Origin of the sequence: Pseudomonas sp. JUb42 (assembly GCF_024807945.1) — a bacterium.
Classification (GTDB): Bacteria; Pseudomonadota; Gammaproteobacteria; order Pseudomonadales; family Pseudomonadaceae; genus Aquipseudomonas.
In genome coordinates this window covers 144,476-169,751 of sequence record NZ_JANUFD010000010.1, presented here as the reverse complement: position 1 = coordinate 169,751, position 25,276 = coordinate 144,476, and the positions used below count along the sequence as shown (strand labels likewise).

Annotated in this window: 19 protein-coding genes, 2 pseudogenes and 1 riboswitch; of the genes and pseudogenes, 12 read left to right on the top strand and 9 right to left on the bottom strand. The window is 59.0% G+C overall.

Annotated elements, in window-relative coordinates; all coding sequences use genetic code 11:
* Positions 1–25: 25 nt before the first annotated feature.
* A complete protein-coding gene (locus tag M2401_RS20600) occupies positions 26–2,224 on the bottom strand; it encodes a TonB-dependent siderophore receptor (protein ID WP_259105569.1) in 2,199 nt (732 codons plus the stop codon).
* A 295-nt stretch (positions 2,225–2,519) separates the two neighbouring features.
* Between M2401_RS20600 and M2401_RS20595 the strand changes: the two genes are divergently transcribed.
* Entirely contained in the window at positions 2,520–3,089 is a 570-nt protein-coding gene (locus tag M2401_RS20595) for a TetR/AcrR family transcriptional regulator (RefSeq protein WP_259105568.1), read from the top strand.
* 33 nt (positions 3,090–3,122) lie between these two features.
* On the top strand, positions 3,123–4,346 hold the full coding sequence (locus M2401_RS20590; RefSeq protein WP_259105567.1) for a nitrate/nitrite transporter: 1,224 nt from the start codon (positions 3,123–3,125) through the stop codon (positions 4,344–4,346).
* Positions 4,347–4,358: 12 nt separating this feature from the next.
* On the opposite strand, the gene M2401_RS20585 is transcribed toward M2401_RS20590, so the two are convergent.
* From M2401_RS20585 to M2401_RS34650, 5 genes and pseudogenes are all read right to left on the bottom strand, one after another.
* Positions 4,359–5,087 carry a DUF4198 domain-containing protein gene (locus M2401_RS20585; RefSeq protein ID WP_259105566.1) on the bottom strand — a complete coding sequence of 243 codons (729 nt, stop codon included), beginning with the start codon at positions 5,085–5,087 and terminating at the stop codon, positions 4,359–4,361.
* A 166-nt stretch (positions 5,088–5,253) separates the two neighbouring features.
* Positions 5,254–7,359: a TonB-dependent siderophore receptor gene (locus tag M2401_RS20580; protein WP_259105565.1), complete on the bottom strand. Its 2,106-nt coding sequence runs from the start codon at positions 7,357–7,359 to the stop codon at positions 5,254–5,256.
* Positions 7,360–7,610: 251 nt separating this feature from the next.
* A complete protein-coding gene (locus M2401_RS20575) occupies positions 7,611–9,728 on the bottom strand; it encodes a TonB-dependent siderophore receptor (protein ID WP_259105564.1) in 2,118 nt (705 codons plus the stop codon).
* A gap of 112 nt (positions 9,729–9,840) precedes the next feature.
* Positions 9,841–10,047, bottom strand: a riboswitch (cobalamin riboswitch).
* 35 nt (positions 10,048–10,082) lie between these two features.
* Positions 10,083–10,682, bottom strand: a pseudogene (locus M2401_RS34655) (methyl-accepting chemotaxis protein); the annotation flags it as partial.
* A 255-nt stretch (positions 10,683–10,937) separates the two neighbouring features.
* A pseudogene (locus M2401_RS34650) lies at positions 10,938–11,642 on the bottom strand (MCP four helix bundle domain-containing protein); the annotation flags it as partial.
* A 435-nt stretch (positions 11,643–12,077) separates the two neighbouring features.
* On the opposite strand from M2401_RS34650, the gene M2401_RS20565 reads away from it, so the two are divergent.
* From M2401_RS20565 to M2401_RS20540, 6 genes are all read left to right on the top strand, one after another.
* Positions 12,078–12,599, top strand: a complete 522-nt coding sequence (locus M2401_RS20565; protein WP_259105562.1) for a DUF2946 domain-containing protein — start codon at positions 12,078–12,080, stop codon at positions 12,597–12,599.
* Between the two features lie 126 nt (positions 12,600–12,725).
* The gene (locus tag M2401_RS20560; RefSeq protein WP_259105561.1) at positions 12,726–14,840 is read left to right on the top strand and encodes a TonB-dependent copper receptor; all 2,115 of its coding nucleotides are present in this window, start codon (positions 12,726–12,728) and stop codon (positions 14,838–14,840) included.
* 180 nt (positions 14,841–15,020) lie between these two features.
* Positions 15,021–15,626, top strand: coding sequence for an SCO family protein (locus M2401_RS20555; RefSeq protein WP_259105560.1), 606 nt, complete (start codon positions 15,021–15,023; stop codon positions 15,624–15,626).
* Positions 15,626–16,108, top strand: a complete 483-nt coding sequence (locus M2401_RS20550; RefSeq protein ID WP_259105559.1) for a copper chaperone PCu(A)C — start codon at positions 15,626–15,628, stop codon at positions 16,106–16,108. Before M2401_RS20555 ends, M2401_RS20550 begins: the two co-directional genes overlap by 1 nt.
* An 8-nt stretch (positions 16,109–16,116) precedes the next feature.
* Positions 16,117–16,635: a GNAT family N-acetyltransferase gene (locus M2401_RS20545; RefSeq protein WP_259105558.1), complete on the top strand. Its 519-nt coding sequence runs from the start codon at positions 16,117–16,119 to the stop codon at positions 16,633–16,635.
* 522 nt (positions 16,636–17,157) lie between these two features.
* Entirely contained in the window at positions 17,158–17,781 is a 624-nt protein-coding gene (locus M2401_RS20540; protein ID WP_259105557.1) for a LysE family translocator, read from the top strand.
* A gap of 444 nt (positions 17,782–18,225) precedes the next feature.
* Here M2401_RS20540 and M2401_RS20535 read toward each other — a convergent pair whose 3' ends face one another.
* Together M2401_RS20535 and M2401_RS20530 are read right to left on the bottom strand one after the other, a co-directional pair.
* The gene (locus tag M2401_RS20535) at positions 18,226–18,600 is read right to left on the bottom strand and encodes a hypothetical protein (protein ID WP_259105556.1); all 375 of its coding nucleotides are present in this window, start codon (positions 18,598–18,600) and stop codon (positions 18,226–18,228) included.
* A gap of 136 nt (positions 18,601–18,736) precedes the next feature.
* Positions 18,737–20,071, bottom strand: coding sequence for a PAAR domain-containing protein (locus tag M2401_RS20530; RefSeq protein ID WP_259105555.1), 1,335 nt, complete (start codon positions 20,069–20,071; stop codon positions 18,737–18,739).
* Between the two features lie 591 nt (positions 20,072–20,662).
* Between M2401_RS20530 and M2401_RS20525 the strand changes: the two genes are divergently transcribed.
* The 3 genes from M2401_RS20525 to M2401_RS20515 all read left to right on the top strand — a co-directional run bounded on the left by M2401_RS20525 (position 20,663) and on the right by M2401_RS20515 (position 22,651).
* A complete protein-coding gene (locus tag M2401_RS20525; RefSeq protein ID WP_259105554.1) occupies positions 20,663–20,881 on the top strand; it encodes a DUF6124 family protein in 219 nt (72 codons plus the stop codon).
* A gap of 203 nt (positions 20,882–21,084) precedes the next feature.
* Positions 21,085–21,879: an AraC family transcriptional regulator gene (locus tag M2401_RS20520; protein ID WP_259105553.1), complete on the top strand. Its 795-nt coding sequence runs from the start codon at positions 21,085–21,087 to the stop codon at positions 21,877–21,879.
* Positions 21,880–22,036: 157 nt separating this feature from the next.
* Positions 22,037–22,651, top strand: coding sequence for a LysE family translocator (locus M2401_RS20515; RefSeq protein ID WP_259105552.1), 615 nt, complete (start codon positions 22,037–22,039; stop codon positions 22,649–22,651).
* Positions 22,652–22,788: 137 nt separating this feature from the next.
* Here the strand turns inward: M2401_RS20515 and M2401_RS20510 are convergent, their stop codons facing one another.
* Positions 22,789–23,613: an NAD(P)-dependent oxidoreductase gene (locus M2401_RS20510; protein ID WP_259105551.1), complete on the bottom strand. Its 825-nt coding sequence runs from the start codon at positions 23,611–23,613 to the stop codon at positions 22,789–22,791.
* Between the two features lie 321 nt (positions 23,614–23,934).
* Between M2401_RS20510 and M2401_RS20505 the strand changes: the two genes are divergently transcribed.
* On the top strand, positions 23,935–25,233 hold the full coding sequence (locus M2401_RS20505) for an MFS transporter (protein ID WP_259105548.1): 1,299 nt from the start codon (positions 23,935–23,937) through the stop codon (positions 25,231–25,233).
* The last annotated feature ends 43 nt before the right edge of the window (positions 25,234–25,276 follow it).

Genomic DNA, 25,276 nt, shown 5'->3' with positions numbered 1-25,276 from the left:
GGGGCTTTTTTGTGCGGCGGGTGAATCAGAAATCGATAGTCCCGGAGAACTTGACCAGACGCGGATCGCCCTGAGTCAGGTAGCCGCCGTTGGCTGATTCCCAGTAGTTCTTGTTGGCGATGTTTTCGACGTTGGCGCGCAGGGTCACGTCCTTCTGCTCGACCTTGAAGGTGTAGCGCGCGCCGGCATCGAAGCGGTTCCAGGTCGGCAGGCTCAGGTTGTTGGCCTGATCCGCGTACTGCCCGCCGGTGCGCAGCATCCGCGCGTTCAGCGCCACACCTTGCAAGCCTGGTACATCCCAATCGACGCTGGCGTTCATCAGGAAGGTTGGTACGCCAACGGCATGGTTGCCGTCGTTGAGGCCGCCTTGAGTGTTCTTCAGCTCCGAGGTCATGCGCGTACCGCCTGCCATCAGGCGCAAGCCTTGTACCGGTTCGCCGAACACGCTCAACTCCACGCCACGGTTGACCTGCTCACCATCGCGCAGAAACAGCTGGGTGTTGGCGTCCAGGTAGCCATCAGTCGGCTTCTCGATGCGGAATACCGCGAGATTGGCGCCGAATGAGCTCATGTCCAGCTTGATACCCGCTTCCAGCTGCTTGGTGCGGCCTGGCGGGAAGGACTGGCCTGCGTTGAGCGCGGTACCAGAGGCGGTCGCCCCCTGGGCCAGACCTTCAATGCGGTTGGCATACAGGGAAACGTACTGCACTGGCTTGTAGACGATGCCATACACCGGCGTGGTGATGGCTTCGTCATACAGTGCACTGCGGCTGCCGTCGTTGCTGCCGTAGGCCTTGCCGCCGGAGGTAGTGCCTTCGTAAGTGTAGTTTTCCACGCGCAGTTGCTGGCGGCGCAGGCCGTAGGTCAGCAGCAGGCTGTCGTCGAACAGGCCGACGGTGTCGGAGATGGCCAGGCTGCGGTTGCGGGTCTTGCCGGTCACGCCCGGATCACCCAAATCACCGCCGGTCAAGGTCACGGTGGTGGGTTTGGCCAGGCTCGGTGTGTTGTAGATATTGGTCGCTCTGGTACTGAAGAAGGTGTAGGCGTTCTCCTGCTGGGTCCAGATGCTCGCCGCCCCGATATTGATCTGATGGCTGACCGGGCCGGTCTGCAGCTTGCCGTTGAGGCCGGCCATGACCGTGGTGTTGTCTTCGTTGTGCGGAATCATCGAGCCACCGATGGTGGCGGCGCCGGTGGCGGCGTTGGTCAGGGTCGGGGTGCCGTAGACGCCGGTTTCCCGGGTGTGCTTGGCGCCGCCGGCCAGGTAGGCGGTCCAGCTGTCGTTGAGGTCCCATTCGCCGCGGGCCATACCGAAGGTGTCTTCGGTTTCGGCATGGGTCCAGTCCTGACCATAGTTATGATCGGCATCCGGAGCATGAGGAATGCTGGTCAGGCCGCTGCCGATCTGCACGCTGTTACGTAGATGATTGATGCGCTGCTTCTGGTAGCCGAAGTCGGTGGACAGGCGGAAATTGTCGCCGCGGTAGTCGAGCCCTGCAACGAACAGCTTGGTGCGCTGGTCTTCATCGTTGATCGCAGTTTCACCTTCGCGCTGGCTCAGGTTGACACGCGCGCCGAAGCGGTTGTCCTCACCGAAGCGCTGGCCCAGATCCAAGTGTTCGCCGATACGGCCATCGGTGCTGATGTCCTGGGTGTAGCGGCGGATCGGTGTGTCGGTGGCGCGCTTGGGTTGCAGGTTGACGTTGCCGCCCAGGCCGGTGCCGGTGGGGCTGGCACCGTTGATAAAGGCGTTGGGGCCCTTGAATACTTCGACGCGCTCGACAGCGTCGGTGGACATGATCTGCCGCGGCAGTACGCCATACAGGCCGTTGAAGGAAATATCATCGCCGCTCAGAGGCAGACCGCGGATGACGAAGACCTGGGACTGGTTACCGAAGCCCATGGACTGGCGCACGGACGGGTCGTTGAGCAGCACGTCACCGATATTTTCTGCCTGCTGGTCCTCGATCAGTTTCGAGGTGTAGCTGGTCATGGTGAACGGCACATCCATATTGTCCTGATTGCCCAGAACCCCCATTTGCCCGCCGCGAGCGACCTGGCCACCGGCATAGGCCTCAGGCAGTTCGTTGCTGGACTGCTTGAGCGCATCGGCATTGATCGGCGTGGCGCCCAGTTCAATGGCCTGATCGGCAGCATAGGCGGTGAAACTTACTGAGCAGCACAGTGCCAGCAGCGTTGGGTGGGAAGGGAAGCGGAGGATCATGTACGCGATACCTATCGGGACTGTAGGAATTTGCCTCCATGGCAGTGAGATTGATTCTCAAGGCGCGAATGCTATCAGGAAGTAATTGGGAATTGTTATCGATAAATTACAAAATTTTCACATTCTTCGCCGCGCATGAGGAGAAGTGGGTGGTGATCCTGTGGGAAGCGCTCCGACGGGACCGCGTTCGAAAATGACGCTCATCGGAAGAATGTCGCAGGAGGTGCACAGAGGGCGTTTTTATGCTGTTATTAGGTTTACCGGTCAGTATAGCTCTGCCCAGAGGTGAAGCCGAATGAACAGCAAATCTGCCGATAACAACCAACGCCTGGTCAATGCCGCTGCCGAGCTGTTTCTGCGCGACGGTATTCATGCCACCGGCATTGCCGCCGTCGCCGAGCACGCCGGGGTGTCGAAAATGACGCTCTATGCGCACTTCGCTTCCAAGGACGAGCTGATCGTCGTCTATCTCGATCAACGCAACGAAGCCTGGAACGCGGCGGTGGATGTCAGCCTCGATAACATTGCCGGGCCTGCGGAAAAACTGCTGGGCCTGTTCGATCTGTACCGCGAGTGGCTCCTCAAGGGCAATGCCCGGGGCTGTGCCTATGTCAATTGCGCCGCCGAGTTTCCCGAGCGCGATCATCCGGTGCGCCAGGCCGTGGCCCGCCACAAACAGAGTGTCAGGGCGCATTTGTTGAACCTGGCTACGGCGGCAGGGCTGAACGATCCCCAACTCGTTGCTCAGCGCCTGTTCCTGCTGCTCGAAGGCGCCTTTCTGACCGGCGCACTGGAAAACGATGACGGCGTTTTCGACGTGGCCCGGCAGTTGGCCAGTGAGCTGATCCACAGCGCTTCCCGCTAAAGACAAATACCTGCAAAGTAGGCTGTGATGCGCATGAATGCTGCAATCGTGGTGTTGTTGACGGGGCTGGTCGGTGCCACCTTTGGTTTTGGTATCTACCTGTTTGCCCAACTGGTCCCGGACATGCGCGCCAGCCTGGGCTTTGACCTGTCCTGGGTCGGTGCGATTACGGCGTCGGGGCAGTGCGGCTATCTGGCCGCGGCGTTGCTGGCGGCATGGCTGACGCCGCGAATTGGCGGCGGTCGAGTGATCTTTGTCTCGGGAGTGGTCTGCGCCGTTGCGCTGATGTTGATTCCACTGACTGACAATATCCTGCTGATCGGGGCACTGCTGACTTTGTTGGCGGCCAGCGCGGCGACCATCTTCGTGCCCATGGTCGATGTGGTCTCGAAGGTGGTGAGCTGGCGCTATCGAGGCATGGCCATGGGCCTGGTTTCCAGCGGCACCAGTTATGGCGTGTTCGTCAACAGCCTGCTGGTGCCTGTTTATGCACCCCAGGGCGAATGGCGGATGGTCTGGTGGTGGGTCGGTCTGCTGACGGTGATCATGAGCATCATGGTGCTGTGGACGTTCAAACGCAGCGGGTTGTTCAGCAAGGCGGTGACTGAGCCTGCACCTGCGGCCGTTGCCCCGGCATCCCTCAAGCGCTCCGGTTCACTGGCGTGGATCAAGCCCTGGGTGCTGATTGTCTGGGCCATGAATTTTCTTATGGGTTTTTCCACCTTTGCGTTTCAGAACTACCTGTCGTCCTACCTGCGCAGCGAGCTGGGCTTCGACGTGTCCTACACCGCTCAAATCTGGGCGGCCATAGGCTTTGTCGGCATGTTCTCCGGGCTGGCGGTGGGCATGCTTTCGGATCGCATCGGCCTGCGTACGACCATGGTGCTGGTCTTCCTCAGTGTGCTGCTGGCGGCGCTGATCTTCGTGTTCCAGCCAACGGGTTACTGGCCATTGGTGGCGGGGGTGTTGTTCTCGCTGGCGTTCTATCCGATCTTCGGCCTGATTCCGGCTTATGTGTCCAAGCTGGCCAGTTCAGCTTCCATGGCTGTGGCCATTTTCGCCATCGCCAATGTGATGCAGGGCACGGGCGGCATGCTCGGCAACTATGGCGCTGGCCTGCTGGCCAGCCACAGTGGCAGCTTTGCCGGGGTCTATGGGGTGATTGGTGTGGTGGCGGTGATGCTTGTCGCGCTGACGCTGACGTTGCCCGGTGAAGCACGGCACGTCGAAACTGCGGGCGTGCCGTCTTCCAGTTAGTGTCCGTGTCGATCAGTGTTTGTGCTCGGCACCGACGAAGGTCAGGGAGGTGAACAGCCCGCGTTCGCTGATATCCGGGTTGCCGCTGACCGGCAGCACGGTCTGGGCGGCGATGACGTTCAAGCCTTCGTTGCCGACGATGATTTCGGCGCGACCTTCGGCGTTGGTCTGGGCGCTGACATGGTCCGGATTGGCGCGGAAGTCGCCGTACAGCTTGATGTCCGCAGCCGGTTTGCCATCCACCAGCACCTTGACCGGCAGGGCCTTGCCGACGCCGACGCGCAGAGGATCGGCCAGGGGTACGATGACCATTTTCAGGCCATCCAGTGCGGGTAATCTGGCGCCGGGCTCATAGAGGGCCAGGCTGTATTTGTAGGTCTGGATCGCGGTCACGGCGCCGGGCACTTTGCTGCGGCCAAGATTGGTCCATTTCTTGTCGGCGGTCTGGGACCACATGCCGTTGTCCAGCGCTACAGCCATCAACGCAGGCGGCGAGAGCGGCACCAGACGGGCGTGATCAGTCAGGCGCTCGACGGTGACCGGGATCATTTCCCCGGCCATGTCATAGGCCCAGGCGCGGCTGACTTTCTCCGGCCTGTAGGCATCGTCGGCGGCACCTTCGCCATAGATCACTTCGACATTGCCACGGCGTTGTTCAGTCCACAGGCCGTGGGCGCTGGCGCTGCTTATCGTCAGACTGAGCAGGCTGGTGGCGAGCAGGGTGGCGGTAAGGTTTTTCATGGTGGTCCTTGGTTGATTCGCAGAGAGAACAGGTACGTCATATGAGTCGCCTCGGCGGCGATCCTTTGGCGCGAGGCTTGCCCGGGAATCAGGCGACGCGGGATGTCAGGCACACCGCGTCCGGCCTTCGCGGGCAAGCCTCGCTCCTACAGGGGCTCGTTCCAATTCAGAGGCTAAGGGTCAGGCTGACGGTGAAATTGCGTGGATCACCGGGTGTTACCCAGTAATTGCTGTAGGAGCGCTCGTAATATTTCGCGTCTAACAGGTTGTTCAGGTTCAGCCCTACGGTGACGCTTTCGCTGGCCTTGTAGTGGGCCAGCAGATCCACCGTGTGATAGGCCGGTAGCTCGAAGCTGCCGCCAGCCTCGCCGGAGCGGTCGCCGACATAAGTCAGGGCAGCGCCCAGGTCCGAACCGCGCAGGCTGCCGTTCTGGAACTGATAGACGCTCAACAGGCTGCCGCTATGTCTGGCGACGCCGAGGATGGGGCTGCCGGCCGGGATGGTTGCATCGCCCTTGGTCACCTCTGCATCGATATAGGCGTAGGCGCCGATCAGCCGCACGGCGTCGCTGAGCTGCCCGCTTATCTGCATGTCCAGGCCCTGGCTGCGGGCCTTGCCCATGGCGCGGTTGCTGTCGGTGGCGGGGTCCAGGGCCAGGACGTTTTTCTTCTCGATATGGAACGCCGCCACCGTGGCACTCAGACGATGCTCCAGCAGCTCGGCCTTGATGCCGCTTTCGTAGCCCAGGCCTTCTTCCGGGTCGAAGGTCTTGCCGCTGGCATCCAGGCCGGTATTGGGCTTGAACGAGGTGGAAACGTTGGCGAACACCCCCAGTTCCGGCGTCAGTTGGTAGAGCAGCCCGGCGCGCTGGGTCACGGCGTCCTGGCGCTGGCGGCTGCGCTTGTCGGTGGTGAAGTCTTCGACCTGCTGATCGAAATGCTCGTAACGCATGCCGATAACTCCGCGCAGACGCTCGCTGAAGACAATCTGGTCCTGCAGGTTGAGAGCCTGGCTTTCGATATGCTCGAAGAAGTCGGTGCCCGAGCGCTTGCCGTTGGGCTTGGCCTGGCCGTAGATCGGGTCGTACAGGTCGATGGCGTAGGTGCTGCCAGCGATGGTGGTGACGCGCTCGTTCTTGCGGTAGTTCTCGTATTCACTGCCAACCAGCAATTCATGCTGCAAGCCGCCGAGGTCAAAATGCCCGCGCAGCTCCAGTTGGGTAATGCTGTCGTGCCAATTGTTGTCCCGTTCACGGTAGCGGCGGGGGACGGTATGGCCATCGGCGGCCAGCGGGCGGCTTTCGGAGGCAAAGCCGGACAGCTTGCCATCGGTGTAGTGGCTGGCCAGGCGCAGTGACCAGTTGTCATCGAGGGCGTGTTCGAGGGCGACCTGGAGCAGGTTGTTGTCGTTGTCGATATTGCCGTCGTTGGGCTCGCCGAGGAAGGTCGAGCGCGAAACCCCGCTCCAGTGATTGTTTGGCGCAACGATGCCGCGGTCGAAGGTCGAGCTGTGACGCATGACTTCGGCTTCCACCGACAGGCGCGTATCGGGGTTGAGCTGCCAGCTGAAGGACGGCGCTACGAAGAGGCGCTGCGCATCGACGTGGTCGCGGAAGCTGTGATTATCCTCGACCGCGACATTGAGTCGGGACAGCAGGCGCTTATCGTCATCCAGCGGCGCGTTCACATCCAGCGCGGTGCGATAACGGTCCCAGCTGCCCGCACTGGTCTGTAGCGTGGCGAAGGCCTGCTCTTGGGGTTTCTTGCTGACGATATTCACCGTGCCGCCAGGGTCGCCACGGCCATACAGGCTGGCCGCAGGGCCCTTGAGCACTTCAATGCGTTCGATATTGGCCACGTCCGGTGTGCTCGGGTAGCCACGGTTGGCGCTAAAACCGTCCTTGTAGAACTCTGACGTGGTGAAGCCGCGGATGCTGTATTCGTAGAGGGTCAGGCCACCGAAATTGTTCTGCCGGGAAACGCCACCGGCATATTCCAGCGCGCGCTCGACGCTGGTACTGCCCAGATCCTTGAGCACGCTCTGCGGGATGACGCTGATGGACTGCGGGATATCGCTGATGGCGCTGTCGGTCTTGGTTGCACTGGCCGATCGTGTGGCCCGGTAGCCTTTGACCGGGCCGTTGGCGGATTCGGAATCGTAGTCGGAGGTGACGTTGATGGTTTCCAGTTCCACCGGGTCATTGGCCATCGCAGGCTGCGCGAGAATACCCAGGGTGATGGCGGCCAGACGGCCAAATTGCAGAGATGACATCGAGAGAGCTACCGATAATTGTATTGTTATAATGTAACAATATCGGTTTGTTAAGAATCGTTTCTACTTGTAACAAGTTGTAACTTTTGCCGTTGTGCGAGGAGGGCTGCTATAAGAACCATTGAACTGTGCGAGGGTGGCTCACTTGTGGCGTTTCATATAGCCCAGGCTGCCTGAATGTTCATGCTGAGAACGCCCTCGGTGATTGTTTCGCCGAGGGCGCGTGTTCCCATTCAACAGGCTCTTTGCCGTCAGAAACTGTAATCCGCCGTCACGAAAAACGACCGTGGTTGCCCCATCAACCATTGATCGCCGTTGTTCTGCTGGGTGACCACGTAGCGGCGGTCGAGCAGGTTGTTCAGTTGCAGGCCCAGGCGCAGGTCGTCGATGGCCTGCCAGCCGAGGTTGGCGTCGAGCACGGTGTAGCCGGGCACTTGAGTGGTGTTGGCGGTGTTGGCGTAGCGGGCGTCGACGTAGCGCAGACCCATGCCAGCTTCGACCTTTTCGGTAATGGCATTGCTCAGCCACAGGTTGGCGGTGCGCCGTGGCACATCCGTCGGGCGATTGCCTTTGCGCGAGACCGTTTGGCCATTGACGCTTTCGTTGAAACTGTCGTACTCGGCGCGCACCACCGAGGCGTTGGCGGACAGTTGCCAGTCATGGGCGAGGGCCAGTTCCAGCGACGCTTCCAGACCGTCGGAAGATTGCTGGCCGACCTGCTCTGCCAGGCGCGTGACCGGGTCGGTGGTCAGCAGCTTTTTCTTGACGATGTGATAGGCCGCCAGGGTCCATTCGCCACGGCCATCCCAGAATTGCTGCTTGAGGCCGAACTCGGTCTGTTTCGATTCGGTCAGGTCCATCTGCTGCTGGGTCGGATTGAGGGTGATCAGGTTGCTGACGCCATCTTCACTGGTGCTGTACTGGCCGTACAACGACAGCTGCCCGGTCACGGCAAACACCAGGCCGACGCGCCAATTGCCGCCATCCAGACTTTGATCAGAGCGGGTATTGGCGCGCAGATCATCGCGCTCGATATGGTTATGGTCGCGGCGCACGCCGGTGACCAGGGACCAGCGCTCGGACAGTTGCAGACGGTTCTCCGCGAACAGGGCGAAGGTGCGGGTCGTGCTGTCGCTCAGGCCGCGATAGGCCGACTGACTGTCGAAGTAGCCGGGAGTCGGGTTCCACGGGTCAATGTAGTCGCCGCCGATATCGTTGTATGGCGAGTTGTTATTGAGGTGGAAGCGGATCCTGTTGTACTCGGCGCCGACCACGGTGCGGCTGTCGAGGCCCAATACCTGGTGATTGAAGGTGAAGGTCTGACGGTCGCCGATCTGCTCTTCGTTGTGCTTGATCGCCAGGTAGTCGCTGCGCAGCAGTTGTTGCTGGCTGTTGCTCCAGCTGTAGGTCTCGGCGTTGCGCCAGTAGCGGCGGGCCTTGATGTAGTAGAGCTGGTTGCTGGCGCTGACCGAATCGCTGATGTTCCAGTCGGTATTGAGCCGGGTCCATTGGTCGTCGTAGCGCTGCACGGCGTTGTGGAGGTTGTAGTTCTTGTCGTGCAGGCTGTCGCGGTAGTGGCCGTCAATCAGGGGGGTGCCGTAGTAGCTGGTCGGCTGGCTTTGGCCCTGATCGTGGGAGAAGGTGAAGCTCAGATCGTCATTGGCCTGCCAGCGCACGGCGGCGCTGAGGCCGAGGTCTTTCGACTCGCCGCGATCAACCCAGCCATTGCTCTGCTGCTGGTTGAGGCTCAGGCGATAGCTCAGGGTGTCGGTCAGCGAGCCGCCGCTGTCCAGGCCCAGTTGCTGGCGGTCGTCGGAGCCGTAACCCAGGCGCAGGTGGTTGCGGATCTCACCTTCGAAAGGTTTCTTCGGCACCACATTGATCACCGCACCGGTCGCGCCTTCGCCATACAGTACCGAGGCCGGGCCGCGAATTACGTCGATGCGCTCGACCATCCACGGATCGGTGGGGAAGGTCTGCGTGCCCATGCCGGTATACAGGCGCGACCCGTCGAACAGGGTCATCACCGAGGTGTGCCCGGTGAAGCCCCGGGCGGACAGCGCGGTGTTGCCGTTGCCGGGCGCAGCGATGCTGGTAATGCCGGGGGAGCGGGTGACCGCATCCTGCACCGTCAGGTTGTTGCGCCCGAGGATTTCCTCGCTGCTGATGCTGCTGACACTGGAGGGATTTTCCAGGGCCGTGAGGTTCAGTCGCGAGCCGGCCGGGCGTGGGCTGTCCAGATGCGTCGCATCACTGGCGATGACCTCGCTGATGGCCGTGGCGGGCAGGGTCATGTCGGCGGCCAGAGTTGAGGCACTGAGGGTCAGGCAGGGGATCAGCGAGAGTTGCACAAGAGAATTGCGGGACATGCTATTCCAACTACGTCAGAGGAAAGATGAATCCCGGGGGAATAACGCACGAGCAGAGGAAACGCAGGCGCAAACGCCCGCGAAAACCGGCCTGCGCCCGCCCACCGCGGGGTTGCCAAACGAGTTTGCAGGCCGGTCTCCGGGCTCGCGAGGGTCATGAAGCATTCGCCTTCCCATGCCTTGGCACAGTGACGTAATTGAATGCTTCGCTCGCTTACCGTTGCGGGGGCAGCGCCGGACTTGTCACGCAAGTGACTCACCGGCTTCCCGTTTAATCCCATGCTCGGCGGCAGGGGACACCTGAAACTGGCGCGCATCTGACCATCGTTGGCAGATGGCGTCAATCGATGCCGCTTACAGACTGAAGCGCGAAACCATGCCGTTGAGGTCAACCGCCAGGCGCGTCAGCTCGCTGCTGGCAGCGCTGGTCTGGGACGCGCCGTCGGACGATTGCACGGACAGATCGCGGATGTTGACCAGGTTGCGATCCACTTCGCGGGCGACTTGCGCCTGCTCTTCGGCGGCGCTGGCGATGACCAGGTTGCGTTCATTGATTTCGACGATAGCGGTGTTGATGGTGTCCAGCGCCAGGCCTGCACCCTTGGCGATGCTCAGGGTCGACTCGGCGCGTTCGGTGCTGTTGCGCATCGAGTTGACGGCCTGCTCGGTGCCGCCCTGGATGCTGCCGATCATGCGTTCGATTTCGCTGGTGGACTGCTGGGTACGATGGGCCAGGGCCCGCACTTCATCAGCCACAACGGCGAAACCGCGACCGGCTTCACCGGCGCGTGCCGCTTCGATGGCCGCGTTGAGCGCGAGCAGGTTGGTCTGATCGGCCAGGCCGCGAATCACATCCAGCACCTTGCCGATATCCCGCGATTCGTCCGCCAGATTGCCGACCAGGTTGGCCGTGCTCTGCACATCCGCGCTCATGCGTTCGATGGCGGTGACGGTTTCCTGAACCAGATCACGGCCGTCGCCTGCCGAGGTGGTGGCGTGCTTCGAGGCTTCGGAGGTGCTTACGGCATTGCGCGCCACTTCTTCCACGGCACTGGTCATTTCGTTGACGGCGGTGGCCGCCTGTTCGATTTCGTCGTTCTGTCGAGCCATGCCGCGTGCACCCTCTTCGGTGACCGCATTGAGCTCTTCGGCTGCCGACGCCAGCTGCGTCGCCGAGCCGGAAATGCGCATCAAGGTATCGCGCAGTTTCTCCTGCATCTTCTCCATCGCCAGCAACAGGCGACCGGCTTCATCACGGCCATCGACCTTGATCGGACGGGTCAGGTTGCCCTCGGCAATGGTCTCGGCCGCTTCGAGGGCCGAGGCAATCGGCCGGGTGATGCTGTTGGTCAGCAGCCAGGCGAACAGCATGGTCAGCACCGTGGCAATGATCAGCAAACCCACCACCAGGTTGAATGCCGAAGAATACTGGTCGGCGGCATTGTCATTGGTGGTCTTTAACTGTTTGCCGTTGATCTCGTTCAGCCTGGCCAGCACCGTATTCATCTGGTCAGAGTTGCTTGCCGACTCGCCATTGAGCAGCTTGGTCATTTCATCAACATTCCCAGCACGGCTCAGGCTGATCAGGCGCGCCTCGATCTGCCGGTATTCACCCAACAGCCGCACATAGTCGGCGTAGGCTGCCTGTTCTTCAGGCGAGGCGATGAGTTTTTCATACACCGCCTGGGCGTCACTGATCTGCTTGTTACGGGTGGCGAACAGGCCGATGGTGTTGTCCTGCACCGCCGCATCACGGTTGGTCAGCAGGCGATAGGACAGTACGCGCAAGCGGATGCCGGTCACGGTGAGTGCGTCCAGGTTCTGGATGCTTGGCACGCTGTTTTTCGCGACCTGATCACCGGCGTCGCGGATTTTGCTCATCTGCGACAGGGCGAAGATACCGAGGATCAGCATGAGTGCGCCGATCAGGGAGAAGCCCAGGAATGCGCGGGGGGCGATGTTCATGGATCTGAGGGACATAGGTTTTCCAGAGGGTGAGGCGCATTCCATGCGAGCGGGAGAACAAAGATGAAGAAAATTTTAATAAGTATCGGTCGTATGACGGCAGTCTTGAGATGCAAGGACTGGTTGTGCCGCAACTAAAGATGAAGGGTAAGCCTGGACGCAGGCAGCGATGAAGCAAGGACCGACGCCGCGACTTGCCCGGTTGTTGCCTGAAAAAACGTAACTATATGAATCTAATTGTTTTTTACTTTTTTGCAGGTGAGTGCTTGTATCGCTGCGCCAGCACGGGCGTCGCCAGGCAGTGGCAAACGGGCTGGATCAGCTGCGCGATTATGTCGCACCCTGGCGCGCAGCTCGGCCTGGCAAGGGGTTGGTCTGGACTCGATGGATTATTCACCGGCCCTGCAACTATTTCGCAGTGTCTCGCCGGACGCGACAGTGCTAAATTCCCGTGCCATGAATTTCGCCCGAACCCATCGATCCCTCATTGCCTGGATGCTGTGCAGCTTCATCCTGTTCAGCGGGCTCGCGTGCAGTCTGGGGCACGGGCAGATGCTCAAGGCGTTTTCTGCCGCCGACCCGGCCATGGATTGCGGCGATCAGCATGGCGGCGATCAGCATGATGCCGACGACATGGACATGTCCGCCATGGATAGGTCGACGATGGCCATGCCTGAAATGAACATGCCGGGCATGGACATGGCGAAAATGGGCGAGCATGCCCTGATCATGAAAATGTCCATGACCGACTGCGCCTTTGCCGGCACCCTGGCCCTTTCGCTGCTGTTCTTTATCGGCCTGGGCTGGCTGATTCGCCGCACGCGGCCACGCTTGCCTGCCGTCTACCGGTTCTGCCGGATTCCTTCGCGTCACACCTTCCCCGGACTCGTCCCCCAGGCTCCCTGAGCGGTCGTCTGCACCTGCAATTTCTGTTGAGCGTGGCTGCCCCCGAGTCGACGTCGCATTGTGCGCGTCATTTTCGGTCGGTGAATGCCTGCGCTCGGACACCTGACTTGCTCCGGAATACCTGCCATGAACTCGACCAATAACGAGCCGCTGTTCACCCTTGCCCGGCCGCATCTGCGCTGGCGCCAGGCTTTTTGTCTACTGTTGACCCTACCCGCGTTGGCCCAGGCCGATGACGTCGATCCCCCGCAACCCTTGGGTCTGTCACCCTTGGTGATCACCGCGGTGCAGCAAAGCTCGCCGCTGACCATCGTCACCAACCCTAAGGAAGCCCGGCAGCCAGTACCCGCCAGTGACGGCACCGACTACCTCAAAACCATCCCCGGCTTTTCGGCGATTCGCAGCGGTGGCTCCAACGGCGACCCGGTGCTGCGTGGCATGTTCGGTTCGCGCCTGAACCTGCGCACCAACGGCGGCCTGATGCTCGGCGCCTGTCCGTATCGGATGGATGCGCCCAGTTCCTATATCGCCCCAGAAACCTTCGACAAACTCACTGTGATCAAAGGCCCGCAAACCGTGCAGTGGGGGCCGGGCGCCTCGGCGGGTACGGTGCTGTTCGAACGCGGACCGGAGCATTTCGGTGAATTGGGCAGCCGCCTCAACGGCAGCGTACTGGTGGGCTCCAACGGGCGTTTCGACAAGGTTCTCGATGGCGCCGTCGGCGGTCCGCAAGGTTATCTGCGGGCGGTGGGCAATCAGTCCGAGGCCGACGACTATAAGGACGGTCACGGCCATAGCGTGCCGTCGCGCTGGGACAAGTGGAACGGCGATGTGGCCCTGGGCTGGACGCCGGACGCGGACACCCTGGTCGAGCTGACAGCAGGCAAGGGCAACGGCGAGGCGCGCCTGGGCGGGCGCGGTATGGACAGCTCGCAACTGGAGCGCGAAAGCCTCGGCCTGAAGTTCGAGAAGCGCAACCTCGGCGGCGTGCTGGACAAGCTCGAAGCCCAGGTCTACTACAACTACGCCGACCACATCATGGACAACTTCCGCCTGCGCACGCCGGATCCAACCAGCTCCATGGCCATGCCCATGGCCTCCCAGGTCGACCGGCGGACCATGGGCGGGCGTCTGGCCGCAACCTGGAAATGGGCGGACGTCGAGCTGGTCACCGGCGTCGATGCCCTGCGCAGCGAGCACCGCACGCGCAACTCCAGCTACAACATGATGACCAACGTCTACACCGACACCAATGCGATTGCCTGGAACAAGGACGCCGTCGAGCACAACTACGGCGCCTTCGCCGAGATGACCTGGTACGCCGCCGAGCGCAACCGCGTGGTCAGCGGCGCACGTCTGGATCGGGCCTCGGCCAAGGATTATCGGCAATCGATCAGCGGCATGAGCATGAGCATGAGCCGCGCCAACCCCACTGCGGACGACACCCGCGCCGACACGCTGCCCAGCGGTTTTGCCCGCTACGAATACGATCTGGCCGACTCGCCGACCACCCTCTACGCCGGTATCGGCCATGTGCAGCGCTTCCCTGATTACTGGGAGCTGTTCTCTGCTGGCAGCGGGCCGAGCGGTTCGCGCAATGCCTTCGACGGGGTGAAACCGGAGAAAACCACCCAGCTGGATTTCGGCGCGCAATACAACGGCGACGACTTGCAGGCCTGGGCCTCGGGTTATGTCGGGCAGGTGCGTGACTTCATCCTGTTCGACTACAGCAGCGACATGATGGGCATGAGCAGCACCCGTACGCAGAACGTCGACGCGCGGATCATGGGCGGTGAACTGGGGGTTGCCTATCGCCTGACGGCGAACTGGAAAACCGACGCCACCCTGGCCTACGCCTGGGGCAAGAACACCTCCGATGGCCAGGCCCTGCCGCAAATGCCGCCGCTGGAAAGCAAGCTCGGCCTGACCTACGAGCAGGACGTCTGGAGCGCCGGAGTGCTATGGCGCGTGGTGGCGGCACAGGATCGCGTGGCCGTGGGCAAAGGCAACGTGGTCGGCCAGGATTTTGGCAACAGCGCCGGTTTCGGCGTGTTCTCCCTCAATGGCAGCTACAAGCTTAGCAAGCAGCTCAAGGTCAGTACCGGGGTCGATAACCTGTTCGGCCAGAACTACGCCGAGCACCTGAACCTGGCAGGGGATGCGGGCTTCGGCTTCCCCGGCGACAAGGCCCTCAACGAGCCGGGCCGGACCTTGTGGACCAAGGTGGATTTCAGTTTTTAGTGCGCCCTTAAAAACCTATAACCCCATGAATTAATTTGTTTTTTTGTGGGAGCGAATCATTCGCGAAGAAGTCGGTACATCCGATGGATAGTGGCTGTATGGAATGCCGCTTTCGCGAATGAATTCGCTCCCACAATTGCCCAAAGATTGCCTTCGCGCACGCTATAGAGGAAACAGCGAATGAATACGCTTCTAACCAGGCGCCAGCTTATCGGTGGCCTGAGTGTACTGAGCCTGGGCCTGCTGGCTGGCTGTGATGATTCGAACAAACTGGCGTTCAAGTACGGCAAGGACATGAGCGACAAGATCACCGGACGCAGCTTTCGGCTCAAGGATCCCCAGGGGCGCATCCGTACCCTGTCGAGCTTCGGCGGCATGATGCCCATGGTGTTTTTCGGCTTTACCCAATGCCCGGCCGTGTGCCCGACGACATTGGCGCGTGCGGCAAAGATCAAGAAACTCATGGGCCGCGACGGTGACAAGCTGCAGGTGATCTTCATCACCGTCGACCCGGAGCGGGACAAGCCCGAGATGCTCAACGCCTACGTCAAGGCCTTCGATCCGTCCTTTGTCGGCCTCTACGGCACCCTCGAAGAAACCGCCGCCACCGCCAAGGAGTTCGGCGTGTTCTATGAAAAAGTCCCCAACGGTTCGACCTACACCATGTCCCACACGGCGACCAGTTTCATCTTCGACACCCAGGGCGTGATGCGCCTGAGCCTGTCGCCGTCCCTCACCGCCCAAGAATGCACCGAAGACTTGCTTACCCTGATGGAGGTCTGCTGATGAACCTGCTGAAAAACCTGTTGCTTGGCCTGTCCCTGATTACCCTGGCTGGCCATGCTGCTGCACAAACAATGGTCGAAAATGCCTGGGTCCGCGCCACCGTGCCGGGGCAGGCGTCCAGCGGTGCCTTCATGACCGTCACCGCCAGCGCCGACAGCAAGCTGCTCAACGTGCAATCGCCGGTGGCGAAGATCGTGCAGATCCATCAGTCGAGCATGAAAAACGACGTGATGATCATGCAGGAAGTCGAATCGGTGGCGCTGCCCGCAGGCAAACCGGTAGTGTTCGACACCAATAGCTATCACGTCATGCTGATCGACCTGACGGCGCAGGTGAAGGAGGGCGATCATGTGCCCCTGACCCTGATCGTCGAAGACGCCCAGGGCGTGAAAACTTCCATGAAAGTCGATGCCACTGCCCGCGCCCTGACCACCGACGATCACGGCGACATGCACGACCACAGCACAATGAAAATGAACTGAGCAACGCCATGACCCAGCAGCGCACCACGTCCCGTCTTATCCTGCGACCACCCCGGCTCGACGATCTGGCCAGCCTGTTCGCCATCTACGGCGACCCGGCCACCAACCAGTTCAACCCGTCCGGACCACTTGCCGATATCCACAAGGCCGAGGCGCTGCTGGACACCTGGCTCAAGCACTGGCGCGACAAGGGCTACGGTCAATGGACCATCGCCACTGTCGCCAACCCCGACGAAATCATTGGCTTCGGCGGCCTCGACGCACGCCTGTACCTGGACACCGAACGCCTCAACCTCGGCTACCGCTTCGCCGCCTCGGCCTGGGGCCAGGGCTACGCCACGGAACTGAGCCGCGCGGCACTGGAATACGGCTTCGCTGAACTGGCCGTGCCAGAAGTCTTCGCCGTGGTCAGGCCTGCCCATATGGCCTCGATCAAGGTGCTGGAGAAGATCGGCATGCAGCTGGTGGAGACTTTGGATGATGTGCCGGGGCAGGCGCAGAGTTTGGTGTATCGGGTGGGGCGGTAGCGCCATCCTTTGGGAGGCGTCCTGACACAGCGCTGTCACTCGGCAAATACAGAACTCGTGGGAGCCGGCTTGTCGGATCGCCGCACCGTGGCGATCAAGTGCGAAGCGCTCGTAAAGATGTTAGCGGCTGGTCCGGCGCAATCAGCAGGAGTGAAGCGTCGGCCGCCCCCTCGTACCATTTCGAATCAATAATGGTCATCTTTGCGAAGTGCGAGCGACCAGCGTTCAGACCCTACCCGCGAAGCACGATGATGTGGATTACCGGGCAGATGCGGTGATGTATGTAGTTAGTAATAACAGTTGTAGGATATTTCTATTTTTGTTGAGTGATATTTCCGAGACGGTTTAATCCGCTTGTCTAGAGGTGCATTCAGATACTAATGTGCGTTGGCGGCCAAAAATATGCCCGGTTTAAGGTGTAGGGTGATTCAGGGTATCGCATAAAGGATGCTGCTGGTTGCCTCGTGGTAATAATATAAAGCCGGTATCCAGAGTTTCATAATTAATTTAGAGAGTCTCTGCATGCTAAATATTATTTTAGGCGCCATGGCATTGGGCGTGATATTCAGTCTGTACCCTGGCGCTCAGATTATTCAGACTTTACGCCTAGGATTACAGCAAGGTTTCATATCGGCGCTTTGCGTGCAGATCGGGTGGTTGCTCGGCTTGGTGATCTGGGCTGTGATTAATCCAGCCGGGACGGACTGGGTGTTTGAGCAACCGGACGTAAAGCTATTATCGCTGAGCTGGATATTATGTCTGACTTGGTTGGGCGTGGGGAGCCTGCGCGACGCCTGGCGTCCGCCGGTGACTCATAACCAGGTTGGAAGAAATGCGCGTAGTGGATTGATCGTGGGGGTGGTGCTGTCCTTAAGTCATCCTATGCATATCGTTGAATGGGACACAGTTGTAAGTCTGATTCCGAAAGGCGCGGGTTATACGACGAGCCTTTCCGATAAACTGATCTTCTTTGGTGTCGGGGTATTGAGCGCAGTGATCTGCTGCTTTGCTATAGCCGGGCTGGTGCACCTGCTGCAAAAGAAAATATCCAGCCGCTGGGAAAGAATAAGCTACGGAATTTGCGGTGTGACACTGATCTCTTTGGCGGGAGTGACGTTGATGGATGTGGTAAGTGTTATGCGATAGATGGCTTTTAGGGGGAGGTAACGTTTATCGTAAATGTCGTGTTTGGGCGAATGCCCTCTATATTCCACGATTCGTGGTTGATATGGTTGGTGGTATTTTAATTTTCTGACGACAGGATACGCCTGCAATTTTGGTTGGCTTCACGCTGTCTAATTTTTTCGTAATGACTTACGAAAAGCACTTTGGGAGTTAAAAAAGTGACGATAATTAATTTATTATTCTGCCTGATTCGAGGCTTTCTGAATTTGAAATAGTGAGGGTTAGCTAAGATAATAGAAATGTTGGTGTTTTGTGCGATAATTAATCTAATGAAATAGGTGGGTTTTAGCCGTTGGAGCGAGGCTTGCCCGCGAAGAACGCAACGCGGGCGCTGTGATAACTTGGTAAACCTCCTTTGTGGGCAGGTTTGAACACCACCTGCTAGCTTTAACGGTTGTTCGAGAATTATTCGGGCTCCACATCCCAAGACTCGTGGTTGATATAAGTAATAGGCTTCTTTTTGAATGTGGCGTAATAACCCCGTTTGCAGGTATCCATTTCTTCCTGGGTTTTCATTTCGATTACGATGCCTAGATGATATTTACAGTAGTCGATCGCATACCGGCGATCTTCTTTATTTACCTTGAAAAGCAGAGCCCTGTCTTCCGATTCCGTAGCGAAAATGTTGACGAATCTAAATTGTAGGGTAGGTTTTTTTTTGATAAAGAAAACAATCCTGTCGTCCTCTTTCTCTCCCCAGCGCGTCTCGTAATATCCAGTGAATAGCACTATAGGAAGCGAGAGTATAAATGCTGCGATAAGGGTGCTGGGTTTTTTCATGACGTGGAAATGTTCTTAAGTGGTTATGCCACGAGTGGCTGGCTAGCGTTTTTGTAAGGCTTGGTGTTTTGGTGATTATAGGGGTGATGGATCTTCATAGTCTTTGCGTGGAGCAGGAGGTGGTAGTAGTTGAGTTTTAATTCGGATTTTTTTTTACTAGCTTCATACCTACATTGCCAGGGCATATTTTTCCCTCGCCTTCCAATGGCCCAGGATATTCCTTGTGACCCCCAAAGTGCCGAATGATAAAAATACTTCGCAGGGCTGCTATCAGATTGAGTGCTGCATCTATCTGCGGTGCAGGTATTTGATTTGTGGTGTCTGCACCTAACGATTTCTTAATTCTGCGTATAATACTCACCTCATCATTGCCCTCCTCTGGCGTGGTCAGATTATTCAGCAGAACTATTCCAATAACTCCTGTGTTGAAGTGTAGAACGCTTGCCCCTTTGAAGCGTATATCGCGCCCTTCGTAAATAGCCCCAAGGCAGTCAATTGCAAAATGGTAGCTGATATCATCAAATTTTTTTTGGTGAAAATTCTGAGTGTCCAGCATTTGTTTATTGCCATTACCACATGAGTAGCTTCTTCCGGCGTGATGTAACGCGATCATGCTGTAGTCCCAATCATATTCCAGCGGATTCTTTGGAGGGCGTGCTTTCCATTCTGAGCGCTCTACAAACTCATGCCCAAGCGATCGTACTTGGCGAATAATCGCCTCACGTGTGGCTGCCCGATCATTGACGGTGATCTCAATGGGCCCGAAGGGGCGGTCCGATTGCAGCTCTTGCGCCTGGGTTTGGGTTTTGAAGTTATTGCCCACCATCGGTTGGATCGTCAGCTCATTCAGTACCCGTGCCGGAGACTGGAACGGGACATGTATCGAAATAGCTGAGCCCTCTGCAGGTGCCATTACATGAGCCACACCGTAGGCATCTGTCATGCCGACCTTTTGCCGCCCCTCTACCGTTTCGATAAATATTCGATTGGAAAAAGGAAGACGAGTTTCGCTGTCGATAATGGAAAAGGTTCGACCGTAAACGGGTTGGGGCCTGGTTGCCGTCTGTGCGACGGGCGAAGGTGTCTCGAGTTGGCTGCTCTGGGCTGACTGCGAGGGTTGAGCGTGTGTCGATGCGGTGCCATTCGGTTGTGCCGTTGGCCCTGACGAGGTCCTGCTTTCAGGCGCTCGTTCACACGGGGCAATCAGCCGGTTGCTGCCGGGTGGGCAGCCGCAGCGGATGATTGCGCCATCCAGCGCGGTGGGTATTCCCTCCCACTTCATGGCCGGATAGCTTTCGACGATTTTGCCGGGTCTTGAGCACTTGGGGCAGGTTGTAGTCACGTCCCCGAGCCTTAGTACTCCAGTTTGTTCAAAAGATGCGTGTGGCAGGCTGCTGATGCACACCGCGCCGGTAGTGGTCAGGTCACCATGGGTTCCTATTCCCAGTCCGTTGGCACTGCGTCGTCCCATGGTTCAGTCCTCGGTTAGTGCTTGAAAGTGTTTGGTGACAGATGCGGTTTTTCTTAACGGGCGCTCAGGTGATATGTGTAAAGGCGTATTCATGATCATTATCCTGATTGGCATTTTTGCGGCATGACCAGGAAGCGATTGCCGCAATATGAAGGAAGCTAAATGAAAATTAGGATTAGTTATGTAGGAAAGGTCCCAAAAACCTTTAGGTAATTTCTCGAAAGAATTTGTTGCGATATATACCACCCGATAAGCCGACGGTTCGGGTAGCAATATTGCGTCGCAGTAGGATCTGCCTCTTTCTTTTGAACGAAATTTCCTAGATGATTTCAGCTACTTGCATCTGAGTATTTCGGCTACTAATGTGCGCCGGTCGCTGCAAAAGCAGTGGCTGGGTTTAGTAGCCTTGTCTCAGTACGCACAGTGTTTTTCCTTAACTCAGGCGTTTTAACGCGTCCGTTTTATGGCTGCTGTGCGTAGGGCATCTTCGGGTGCGCCGGTTGCTGAGATCCGGTCTACTAACCTACGCACAGCTGCCACCCGTTTAGTAGCGGTAAATGGCAGTCACTTTAATATCTCAGAGTGTTTCCTATGCCTAATCCACCTGTACCTCCTGCCAACCTCGAACAATCCCTCAACACTATCTCTCATATCCTGCAATGCGCCGCCGCTACAGCCTATGAAACCGGCGATCAGCTCAAAGGCTCGGACCGCGATCTGGCGTTCTCGGTCATGCATCTGGTCGAGCTGGCCAAGACGCGGATGGATGAGGTTTTGAGAGGGCTGTCGACGGAGGCGGTCATTCACTAAACGAGATAAATCTCCTTAGAAGCCGGCTTGCTAGCATCGGGCGTCAGGTTGGTCAGCGACGCTATTACGAGCGCTTCGCACTCGATTGCCAGCAAGCCGGCTCCTAGCCATTCCAATCCGGAAAGCCTCGTTGTTTTTACTGGTTACAAAAACAGCGCCAGGCGCTAGCCTGTTTCGCCACCACCCAGCCAATGACATCCGCCATGACTGACACCCTGCGTCAAGCCCGGCTCGGGCCCTATGAACTGTGCAGTGCCTCAAGCGTAGGCATGCAGTTTGCGCGGCACAGTCATGACGAGTGTGTGATTGGCGTCAATCTCAGTGGTGAGGAGCATGTCTGGCTGGATCGGCGCACCTTTCACGCGAGCCGTGGCGATATCACCTTCTATAACCCCGGGCAGATTCAGGGCGGCGGGGCGAAGGTGGGGCAGGCGTGGAGTTATGTCGGGTTGTATGTCCGTCAGGAACAACTGGCAGCGGATCTGGGGTTGCCGGGCGTGGAGTTCGAGCGGGCGCTTTGTCATTCGCCAAAGGTGGCTGGGGCATTGGCCGGGGCGATTCAGGGGGCGTTCTCTGCGGATGCTTTTTTGCGAGAGCGGGCCGAAGAGCAATTGCTGATGGCGTTGGCGGATGCGTTGGCATTCAACCGGACGCGCATGCCGGTTGCCGTACCGGTTGATCAGGGGCTGGTGACGTCGGTGCAGGAGTGGCTGGCCGAGTGCTTGCAGGACACGCCTGATCTGGAGCCGCTGAGCGCAGCCTTCGGCGTATCGAAATTCCAGTTATTGCGCGCCTTTCAAAAAGAAACCGGCCTTACGCCCCGACAGTGGGCGATGCAGCTGCGCACCCGACGGGCCCGGGGCCTGTTGCGGGCCGGATTGCCCGCCGTGGCCATTGCCCATGAGTTGGGTTTTGCCGATCAGAGCCATTTTCACCGGCATTTCCGTGCCGCTTACGGGATGGCGCCGGGGGCGTTTCAGCGGGCGGTGAGGGGCTGAGGCTGCAATCTGGTTCAAGACAGGCAGAGCCCGCGGGAGCGAGGCTTGCCCGCGAAGGCCTTGACGCGGCCATCCTGATACAGCGCATCGCCCATTTCGCGGGCAAGCCCGGCTCCAACGGGCTGTCGTCTTGATTTCTGTTCGGTGAATGTTGCCCATGCTAACGATTTTCCTCAGCGCCTTTGTCTTCGGCGTGGTGTTCTGCCTGTCCCCCGGCGCGATCCTGGCCGAGACCTTGCGCCGTGGCTTGCAGCATGGCTTTGCCCCGGCGCTCTGCGTGCAGGTCGGCTCATTGCTGGGGGATGCGTTGTGGGCGCTGATTGGCCTGACCGGGCTGGCGCTGTTGTTTGAATACCCCGCGTTCAAGTTGCCCTTGGGGCTGGCCTGTGCGCTGTACCTGGCCTGGCTTGGGATTGGCAGTCTGCGCGATGCCTGGCATTTGCCGGTGGCGGATAGCGAGGCAGTGGGCGGCGAGCGCAGTGCCCTCGCGGTGGGGGCGGCGTTGTCGTTGACCAATCCGAAGAACATTGTCTATTGGGGCGCGCTGGGTACGGCACTGGCGGGGATCGTTGGAGATACCCCGAGCCATGCCCAGACCCTGACCTTCTTTGGCGGCTTTATGCTGGCTTCGGTGCTGTGTTGTTTCGTGACGGCGGGGTTGGTGGAACTGCTGCGCACGTCGGCATCGGATCGTTGGCAGCGGGTCAGTTACGGGTTGTGCGGGGTGGCGTTGTTGTATTTGGCGGGGTTGGCGTTGCGCGGGGTTTTGTAGCGCCAAGACGGGTTCGGATAATCTGTGGGAGCGGATTCATCCGCGAAGACGGCATTGAATACGATAGAAATCCATCGAATGTACCGACCTCTTCACGGATAAATCCGCTCCCACAAAGTCTTGCATGGCGTTCGGGGTCAGTTGCTCTCGAACGGTCCCGACGCCACAAACGCGCCACCCTGATAAACCATGGCCGGATCATCCGCTGCCGGCATCGGCTGGGCTTCGACCTTGGCGCGGAATTGTTCCGAGCTGTCCTTGGGCTGGTAATTCAGGTGTGCGGCGAAGCGGTTGTCCCACCAAGTGACTTTGTTCGCCGAAGCGCCATAAACGATGGTGTGGCCAACATTCGGGGTGAACAGCGAGCGTTCGATCAGTTGCGTCAGATCATCAAAGCTCAGCCAGGTGCAGAGCATGCGGCGGTTCTGTGCTTCGGGGAAGGACGAGCCGATGCGGATGCTCACGGTCTCGATGCCGTAGCGGTCGAAATAGAAGCTGGCCATGTCTTCGCCATAAGCCTTGGACAGGCCGTAGTAACTGTCCGGGCGCTTGGCGCTATGGGCGTCGAGGACTTCGTCCTGCTTGTGAAAGCCGATCACATGGTTGGAGCTGGCGAAGATCACGCGCTTGACGCCGTGGCGCCGTGCCGCTTCGTAAATGTGGAAAATCCCGCTGATATTGGCGCCGAGCACTTCTTCGAACGGCCGCTCCACGGAGACCCCGCCGAAATGCGCGATGGCATCGACACCGGCCACCAGCTTGTCAACGGCCTGTTTATCCGACAGATCGCAGACCTGGACTTCTTCGCTGGCATCCGCCGCCGGGGCCATTTCGGCGATATCGGACAGGCGCAGGACTTCGCAGAAAGGCTTGAGGCGCTGACGCAATTCCTTGCCAAGGCCACCGGCGGCGCCGGTCAGCAGCAGGCGGGGGAGTGGAGTGTGGGATGAAGAAGTGGTCATGGCCGGTGAATCCTCGGGTTTTTATTTTTTGGTTGTCGTACGACTCAATTAAATCGACTGTTGATTGGCCTTGTCAATCACTCAGATTCGGCCAACACACTGGGCTTATGAGTGCTGGTTTGTCACCGGATGGTGACAAATTGTTCTTTAGAGCACGCTGGCCTTGAGGTTAGTCCTGGCCCTATTCTGCGAGCTGCGGGGAAATGTAAGAAAATGTTTCGCGAGCTTCGTTTTATCTCATACGATGACGTATAACTTGCGCTTCGACCAACCTGGTCACCGCGCACCCATCACCTCTCAAAAAAAATAATCGGGTGAAACATGAAAGTGAAAGGAATGCGTTGGTGGATCGTCTGCCTGCTGTCCGGCGGCCTGGTGATCAATTACCTGGCGCGCAACACGCTCTCGGTGGCCGCGCCCACCATGATGACCCAGCTTGATATCTCGACCGAGCAATACTCCCATATCGTGATTGCCTGGCAGATGGCCTATGCCTTCATGCAGCCGGTGGCCGGTTACGTGATCGATGCTATCGGCACCAAGATGGGCCTGGCGATTTTTGCCCTGGCCTGGTCGGCGATGTGTGCGGCGGCGGCACTGGCGACCGGCTGGCAGAGCCTGGCGTTTCTGCGCGGCCTGCTCGGTTTTACCGAGGCGGCGGGCTATCCGGCCGGGGTCAAGGTGGTCACCGAGTGGTTCCCGGCCAAGGAGCGTTCCGTGGCCATCGGCTGGTTCAATATTGGTTCGTCCCTCGGTGCATTGCTGGCGCCGCCGCTAGTGGTCTGGTCGATCCTCAACAGCGGCTGGCAGCTGGCATTTATCGTTGTCGGCGTGCTGGGCGGGCTGTGGACGCTGCTGTGGATCTGGCTGTACAAGCGTCCGCATCAAAGCTCCATCAGCGACGCCGAGCGGGCCTATATCCTCGAAGGCCAGGAAGCTCATTTCAGCGATGCGGTCGCCGAGAAAGCCAACTGGAAAAAGACCATCACCAAGCGCAATTTCTTTGCCGTCGGTCTGGCGCGAGTGCTCTCGGAGCCGGCCTGGCAGACGTTCAACGCCTGGATTCCGCTGTTCTTGATGACCGAACGGCACATGAATATCAAGGAAATTGCCATGTTCGCCTGGCTGCCGTTCCTCGCGGCGGACCTGGGCTCGGTACTGGGCGGTTACCTCAGCCCGATTTTCCACCGTTATCTGAAGGTGTCGCTGTTCACCTCGCGCAAACTGGTGATGCTCACCGGCTCGCTGTGCATGATCGGCCCGGCCTGTGTCGGCCTGGTCAGCAGCCCGTATGCGGCGATCGCCTTACTTTGTGCCGGTGGTTTCGCGCACCAGATGTTGTCCGGGGCGTTGTACTCGATCACCTCTGACTCCTTCGGCAAGAACGAAGTGGCCACCGCCACGGGCCTGGCCGGGATGTTCGGCTTCCTTGGCGCGGCGCTGTTCACCTTGGTGTTCGGCATTATGGTGACCAGGATCGGCTACAGTCCGCTGTTCGTGGTACTGGCGATTTTCGATATCGTCGCGGCCTGCGTGATCCTCACGGTTGCCCGCGAAGCGACGCGCCCGGCTGCGTCGACCATCGAGCCAAAGGGCACTTCACCTGAGGCTGCGGTCTGACACTATTCTCGCTGACCGTCTTCGCCATGAGGACGGTCATTGG

Excerpts from the sequence above, each read along its gene's own strand:
- M2401_RS20600 (WP_259105569.1), bottom strand. The coding sequence starts at position 2,224 with ATGATCCTCCGCTTCCCTTCCCACCCAACGCTGCTGGCACTGTGCTGC.
- M2401_RS20595 (WP_259105568.1), top strand. The coding sequence starts at position 2,520 with ATGAACAGCAAATCTGCCGATAACAACCAACGCCTGGTCAATGCCGCT.
- M2401_RS20590 (WP_259105567.1), top strand. The coding sequence starts at position 3,123 with ATGAATGCTGCAATCGTGGTGTTGTTGACGGGGCTGGTCGGTGCCACC.
- M2401_RS20585 (WP_259105566.1), bottom strand. The coding sequence starts at position 5,087 with ATGAAAAACCTTACCGCCACCCTGCTCGCCACCAGCCTGCTCAGTCTG.
- M2401_RS20580 (WP_259105565.1), bottom strand. The coding sequence starts at position 7,359 with ATGTCATCTCTGCAATTTGGCCGTCTGGCCGCCATCACCCTGGGTATT.
- M2401_RS20575 (WP_259105564.1), bottom strand. The coding sequence starts at position 9,728 with ATGTCCCGCAATTCTCTTGTGCAACTCTCGCTGATCCCCTGCCTGACC.
- M2401_RS20565 (WP_259105562.1), top strand. The coding sequence starts at position 12,078 with ATGGATTATTCACCGGCCCTGCAACTATTTCGCAGTGTCTCGCCGGAC.
- M2401_RS20560 (WP_259105561.1), top strand. The coding sequence starts at position 12,726 with ATGAACTCGACCAATAACGAGCCGCTGTTCACCCTTGCCCGGCCGCAT.
- M2401_RS20555 (WP_259105560.1), top strand. The coding sequence starts at position 15,021 with ATGAATACGCTTCTAACCAGGCGCCAGCTTATCGGTGGCCTGAGTGTA.
- M2401_RS20550 (WP_259105559.1), top strand. The coding sequence starts at position 15,626 with ATGAACCTGCTGAAAAACCTGTTGCTTGGCCTGTCCCTGATTACCCTG.
- M2401_RS20545 (WP_259105558.1), top strand. The coding sequence starts at position 16,117 with ATGACCCAGCAGCGCACCACGTCCCGTCTTATCCTGCGACCACCCCGG.
- M2401_RS20540 (WP_259105557.1), top strand. The coding sequence starts at position 17,158 with ATGCTAAATATTATTTTAGGCGCCATGGCATTGGGCGTGATATTCAGT.
- M2401_RS20535 (WP_259105556.1), bottom strand. The coding sequence starts at position 18,600 with ATGAAAAAACCCAGCACCCTTATCGCAGCATTTATACTCTCGCTTCCT.
- M2401_RS20530 (WP_259105555.1), bottom strand. The coding sequence starts at position 20,071 with ATGGGACGACGCAGTGCCAACGGACTGGGAATAGGAACCCATGGTGAC.
- M2401_RS20525 (WP_259105554.1), top strand. The coding sequence starts at position 20,663 with ATGCCTAATCCACCTGTACCTCCTGCCAACCTCGAACAATCCCTCAAC.
- M2401_RS20520 (WP_259105553.1), top strand. The coding sequence starts at position 21,085 with ATGACTGACACCCTGCGTCAAGCCCGGCTCGGGCCCTATGAACTGTGC.
- M2401_RS20515 (WP_259105552.1), top strand. The coding sequence starts at position 22,037 with ATGCTAACGATTTTCCTCAGCGCCTTTGTCTTCGGCGTGGTGTTCTGC.
- M2401_RS20510 (WP_259105551.1), bottom strand. The coding sequence starts at position 23,613 with ATGACCACTTCTTCATCCCACACTCCACTCCCCCGCCTGCTGCTGACC.
- M2401_RS20505 (WP_259105548.1), top strand. The coding sequence starts at position 23,935 with ATGAAAGTGAAAGGAATGCGTTGGTGGATCGTCTGCCTGCTGTCCGGC.